General features: G+C 73.8%; 5 protein-coding genes and 1 pseudogene. 4 read left to right on the top strand and 2 right to left on the bottom strand.

Annotated elements, in window-relative coordinates; translation table 11 throughout:
- From ABZ914_RS45185 to ABZ914_RS45175, 3 genes and pseudogenes are all read left to right on the top strand, one after another.
- Nucleotides 1-1,013, top strand: a pseudogene (locus ABZ914_RS45185) (FtsX-like permease family protein); the annotation flags it as partial.
- Nucleotides 1,014-1,198: 185 nt separating this feature from the next.
- Complete coding sequence (locus ABZ914_RS45180; protein ID WP_500200854.1) at nt 1,199-1,453, top strand: hypothetical protein; 255 nt, start codon at nt 1,199-1,201, stop codon at nt 1,451-1,453.
- Between the two features lie 226 nt (nt 1,454-1,679).
- Nucleotides 1,680-2,486: a methyltransferase domain-containing protein gene (locus ABZ914_RS45175; protein ID WP_500200853.1), complete on the top strand. Its 807-nt coding sequence runs from the start codon at nt 1,680-1,682 to the stop codon at nt 2,484-2,486.
- Between the two features lie 41 nt (nt 2,487-2,527).
- Here ABZ914_RS45175 and ABZ914_RS45170 read toward each other — a convergent pair whose 3' ends face one another.
- Nucleotides 2,528-3,109 (bottom strand): TetR/AcrR family transcriptional regulator, encoded by a 582-nt coding sequence (locus ABZ914_RS45170; RefSeq protein WP_500200852.1) that lies wholly within the window; start codon nt 3,107-3,109, stop codon nt 2,528-2,530.
- Between the two features lie 89 nt (nt 3,110-3,198).
- Here ABZ914_RS45170 and ABZ914_RS45165 point away from each other — a divergent pair, with 89 nt between their 5' ends.
- Nucleotides 3,199-4,443: an MFS transporter gene (locus ABZ914_RS45165; RefSeq protein ID WP_500200851.1), complete on the top strand. Its 1,245-nt coding sequence runs from the start codon at nt 3,199-3,201 to the stop codon at nt 4,441-4,443.
- Between the two features lie 149 nt (nt 4,444-4,592).
- Here the strand turns inward: ABZ914_RS45165 and ABZ914_RS45160 are convergent, their stop codons facing one another.
- Entirely contained in the window at nt 4,593-5,468 is an 876-nt protein-coding gene (locus ABZ914_RS45160) for a hypothetical protein (RefSeq protein WP_500200850.1), read from the bottom strand.
- Nucleotides 5,469-5,528: the final 60 nt, after the last annotated feature.

Below are 5,528 nucleotides of genomic sequence, written 5' to 3'. Positions count from 1 at the left end.
GCGCCGCCCGGCGCCACCCGCCCCCCGCGTTGCGCCCCGCCGGCGTCCTGCTGCTCGCGGCGGTGGACGTCGGGGTCGGCGCCCCCCGCGGCGGGCTCACCGGCCTCGGCCGGCTCGGCCTGGTGATCATGCTGGCGTTCCTGGTGCTGGCGTTCCTCGCGATCAACCTCGCCGGGCCGTGGGTGGTCGCGCTGATCGGCCGGATCACGGTCGGCCTCGCGCGGAGCCCGGCGCGGCTGCTGGCCGGGCGCCGGCTGATGGACGACCCGCGCTCCGCGTGGCGGACGGTCGCCGGCGTCGCGCTGACCGGGTTCGTCGCCGGGTTCCTCGCCCTGCTCGGCGGGGCGTCGTCCGGGACGAAGGCGTCCGGCGAACTGCGGTTGAACGTCCCGCCCGGACGCGCGGCCGCCGTCGCCGAGCAGGTCAGGGGCAGGCTGGACGGGATCGGCGCGGGCGTCGCGGTGCGGCCGCCCGCCGCCGGAGGCCCGGCGGCGGACACCGCCGTCGTGGCGATCACCGTGCGCGGCGGTGCGGCCGCCGTCGACCGGGCCCGCACGGCGCTCACCGCGGCCGTTCCCGGCCACGTCGCCACCACCCCCGCCGACGAGGAGCGGAGCCGGGACCAGTTGCTCGCCGACCTGAGGACGGGGGCGCTCACCGTACTGGCCGTGTCGTTCCTCATCGCGATCACCAGCGCGGGCATCACCGGCGCGTCGGCCGTGCTGGACCGGCGGCAGGCCTACGCGATGCTGCGCCTCGCGGGCACCCCGCTGCGGGTGCTGGACCGGGCGCGGCGGCAGGAGACCCTGATCCCGCTCGTGGTGATGGGCGGCGGCTCGCTGGCGACCGGGCTGTTCTTCGCCTCGCCGTTCGCGATCGGGTTCGGCGCGTCCGGGGCGGTGACGCTCACCGCCTTCGTGGCGCTGGGGTTCGGCGGGATCGCCGGCGCGAGCGCGCTGAGCCGGCCGCTGCTCCGCTCGGTCACCACCGACCCCGCGCCCACCCCCGACTAGCCGAAAATCTGTTCGAGAAATGTCCGAGGGGGACTCTAGGTTGGGATGTGACTTAGGGGACAACCTGGGGCGATTGGGAACAGCCGCCGAACCGAGTGGCTTGTGCCTACGTACCTAGGGGTATGTGACAACCGGTGGCCGTCGCACAGGCGCGGGGCCGCCGGGTCAAGGAAGGGGTGTTGGCAGTGAGCGAAGCGACCGGCACATTCCATCTCACCCACCCGCGGCTGGACGGGCCCGCCGAGCGGACCGTCGTGCAGCCGTGGCTCACCGAACTCACCCACGCGACGCTGAACGCCTACGCCGAGGTTCCGCCGGCGCTGGCCGTGATCGAACCGCTGCCCGCCCCGGTGCCGACCCCGGTGCCCGCCCCGGCGCCCGTCCCGGCGGTCCCCGCCGCGCGGCGCGTCGCCGGCCGGCGCATCGCCCTGGCCGCATGACGAGAAGGCGGCCCGACGAGCAGTGCGGCCTCACGAGCAAGGCCGCGTGACGGGCGAGGCGGCCTGACGGCGGCCGCCTGACGAACCGGCTCCGAAAGGGGGCCGAGGCATCGCGCCTCGGCCCCCTTTCGCATGTCCGCGCATTGCTGTCTCATATCATGAGATTCAGTTCTCAAAATCTGAGAAGTCGGCGTAGGCTGCGGGCATCGACAGAGAGGTGATCCCGATGTCCGCGAACGCGACCTACACCCACGGCCACCACGCGACCGTGCTGAGCGCGCACCAGTGGCGCACCGTCGAGAACTCCGCCGCGTACCTGGTCCCGCACCTGCGCGCCGGGCTCTCGGTGCTGGACGTCGGCTGCGGCCCGGGCACCATCACCGCCGGCATGGCCGAGCTGGTCGCGCCCGGACGCGTCGTCGCCACCGACGCCGCCGAGGTCGTCCTGGCCGAGGCGCGCCGCAACGTCGAGGCCAAGGGCGCGACCAACGTCGAGTTCGCCGTCGCCGACGTCCACGACCTGGACTTCCCCGACGACACCTTCGACGTCGTCCACGCCCACCAGGTCCTGCAGCACATCGCCGACCCCGTGCGGGCGCTGGCCGAGATGCGCCGGGTCGCCAAGCCCGGCGGGATCGTCGCCGCCCGCGAGGCCGACTTCGGCACCATGATCTGGTACCCGGAACCCGAGGCCATGGCCCCCTGGCTGCCCATCTACTACAAGGTGGCGCGCGGCAACGGCGGCGAGCCCGAGGCCGGACGCCGGCTGGTCTCCTGGGCGCGGCGGGCCGGGTTCACCGACGTCACCGCGTCCGCGTCGGCCTGGTGCTACGCCACCCCGGAGGAGCGCGAGTGGTGGAGCGAGTCGTGGGGCGGCCGGATGCGGGACTCGTCCGTCGCGGACAAGGCCGTCGCCGCCGGCCACGCCACCCGCGAGGAACTGCGGCGCGTCTACGAGGGCTGGAAGGAGTGGGCCGCCGCCGAGGACGGCTGGTACTCCGTCACGCACGGCGAGATCGTCTGCCGCGCCTGATCCGCGTCCGGGACGCGGCGCCGGGGGCGGCCGCGTCCCGGTCAGGACCGCCCGTCGAGGAACTCCTCGGCCAGCCGCCGGGCGAACCGGGCGTCGGTGCCCGGGATCGAGAAGACGACCCGGAAGTACAGCGGCGCCACCACCCGGTCGATGATCTCCTCGACCGGCGGCGGGTCGGCCTCGCCGCCCGCGCGGGCCGCGGCGACGATCGCCTCCAGGTCGCCGTCGACCTGCCGCAGGCATTCGCGCAGGCCCGCCTTGCGCTCGTCGAGGTCGTCCGCGACCTCCGCGCGGAAGAACGCGATGCCGCCGGGACGCGACAGATGCGCCAGGTCCCACTCGGCGTACGCCGCGAGGTCGGCGCGCAGGTCGCCGGTCGGCGGTGGAGGCGCGTCGGCGTCCAGCTCCTTGGCGGCCACGTCGGCCAGCAGCGCGGGCACGGTGCCCCAGCGCCGGTAGACCGTCGTCGGGTTGACGCCCGCGCGCGCCGCGACCAGCGGGATCGTGACCCGGTCGGCGCCGCGCTCGCAGATCAGCTCGGTGACCGCGCGGTGCACCGCGTCCCGGACGCGGGCGCTGCGCCCGCCGGGCCGCGCCGACGCGGAACGGGTGGCGGTGGTCATGGCGCCAGGTTAACGCAATATTCTTTGCTTTAGGGCCGCGAGGCGGGTACGGTCTCTTAAAGCCAATATCTTTGCTTTAGGAGTTCGCCGTGACCACCGCCCTCCCGGCCGCCGAACCCGCCGCGCGCCCGCGCGCCCGCAGGCTTCCCCGCGCCGCCGCCTTCTGGACCCTCGCCGCCACCCTCCTCGCCTTCATGGCCGCGGCCGCGGCACCGTCCCCCCTCTACGTCGTCTACCAGGCCGAATGGAAGTTCTCGGCGACCACGCTCACCGTCGTCTTCGCCGTCTACGCCCTCGCGCTGCTGGCCGCGCTCGTCACCGTCGGCGCCCTCTCCGACCACATCGGCCGCCGCCCCGTGCTCGCCGCCGCACTGGTCGCCCAGGTCGCCGCGATGCTGATGTTCGTCTCCGCGGACGGCGTCGGCTGGCTCATCGCCGCCCGCATCCTGCAGGGCCTCGCGACCGGCACCGCCACCGGCGCGATCAGCGCGGGCCTCGTCGACCTTCAGCCCCCGCACGACCAGCGCCTCGCCTCCCTCGTCAACAGCGCCACCCCCGGCATCGGCCTCGGCGCCGGCGCCCTCGGCTCCGGCCTGCTCGTCCAGTACGCGCCCGCGCCGACCACCCTCGTCTACTGGCTGCTCGCCGCCCTGTGCGCCCTCGCCGTCGCCGGCATCCTGCTCATGCCGGAGACGTCCGCCCGCCGCCCCGGCGCCCTCGCCTCGCTGCGCCCGCAGATCAGCGTCCCCCGCGGCGCCCGCGGAACGTTCCTGCTGATCGTCCCCAGCCTGATCGCCACCTGGGGCGTCGTCGGCCTCTACATGTCGCTCGGCCCGTCGCTCGCCGCCGGCGTCCTCGGCGTCCGCAGCCACCTCGTCGGCGGCCTGGTCGTCTTCGCGCTGATGGCCGCGAGCGCCACCGCCGTCATCGCGACCGGCGCCCGCCGCCCCCGCCCCATGATGATCGGCGGCTCCGTCGTCCTCGCGGCCGGCCTCGCCCTCACCCTCACCGCGCTGGCCGCCGCGTCCACATCGCTGTTCTTCACCGCCACCGTGATCTCCGGCCTCGGCTTCGGCGCCGCGTTCCTCGGCGCGTTCCGCATCGCCGCGTCCCTCGCCGAACCGGCCCGCCGCGCCGCCCTGTTCGCGACCGTCTACACCCTCAGCTACCTCGCGTTCAGCCTCCCCGCGATCGCCGCCGGCTTCGCCACCACGCACATCGGCCTGCGCGACACCGCCGACGTCTACGGCGGCACGGTGATCGTCCTGGCCCTCCTCGCCGCCGCCGGCCTCCTCCTCACCCGCTCCACCCCCGAAAACCCCCCGCAGAGTTGATCACCTGCCCAGTGATCCCCCGCCCCTCGTCCGACACCAGCCACCCCACACCATCCAGCCGCCCCCACCACGCGAACCAGCCCCGCCCATCAGGACGGGGCCGGATTCGCATCAGTCGAAGAGGCCGCCCCCGCTCGGCAGCGGGGGCGTCAGTCGAAGAGCTGCTCGGCGCGCTCGATGACGGCGGCCCGACGGACCCAGCGTTCGAGCTGGTCGGTCTCGGTGCAGCCGGTGACACGTTCACGGACGGAGTCGGGGACGTGAAGACCGCGTGCCTCCAGGACGAGAAGCACCGACTTGGCCTCCCCCTTGGCCTCCCCCTTGGCTTCCCCCTTCGCCTCGCCTTCGGCGATGTGGGTCTTGGCGAAGTCTGACTGCCACTCGTAGCCGGCGGTCTTCACAGTGTCCTCCAGGAGCTTGCGGGCAGCGTCGGAGAGCAGCGTCCTCAGGTAGTCATGGTACAGAGGGCCGGTGTCTCCGGTGAGCGTGTCGATGGCCGCCGCGACGGCGCTGACCACGGCGGATGCGTGCGGGCCGTCGGCGTGCGCGGGGGCGCTGAGGACGGCGAGTTCGGGCATGCGGGCGGCTTCGCCGGGGTCGGTGATCGGGGGGAGCATACCGGGGTGGACGGTCAGGGGTTCGAGCACCCAGCGGGGATGGCCCATGTGGATGGGGGCGGCGCATCTGCGGGCGCTGTTCTCGTCCGGGCAGAGGACGAGCAGCGTCGCCCCGCATTTGTGGCGTAGCCGGAGCAGGGCGATGTAGGCGGGCCAGCTGTACCGCTTGCCGCCGTCGAACCGCTGCTGCGACTCGACGATGACGCCGTGGGTGCGCTTGTCGCGGGTGTCGAACAGGACGGTGGCGTCGCACCGGAGTTCGGCCGGGCTCAGATCCGCGAAGGACTCGGACGTGATGCTCGGTTCGCCGAGGATGTCCAGGCCGAAGACGGTCCGCAGGATGGTCGGGACGAGCTGGGGCCGGTTGCGGACCATCTCCAGCGGCAGCTCGTGTGCGCTTGTGGGCATGGAGCACAAGCTAAGGGTAATCGAACGGTCACGCCGCGTTCATGGTCTCGAATGGTTATT

Origin of the sequence: Spirillospora sp. NPDC046719 (assembly GCF_040645715.1) — a bacterium.
Lineage (GTDB): Bacteria > Actinomycetota > Actinomycetes > Streptosporangiales > Streptosporangiaceae > Spirillospora.
The sequence above is the reverse complement of the archived record's forward strand: the minus strand, read 5'-3'. Positions and strand labels throughout refer to the sequence as shown.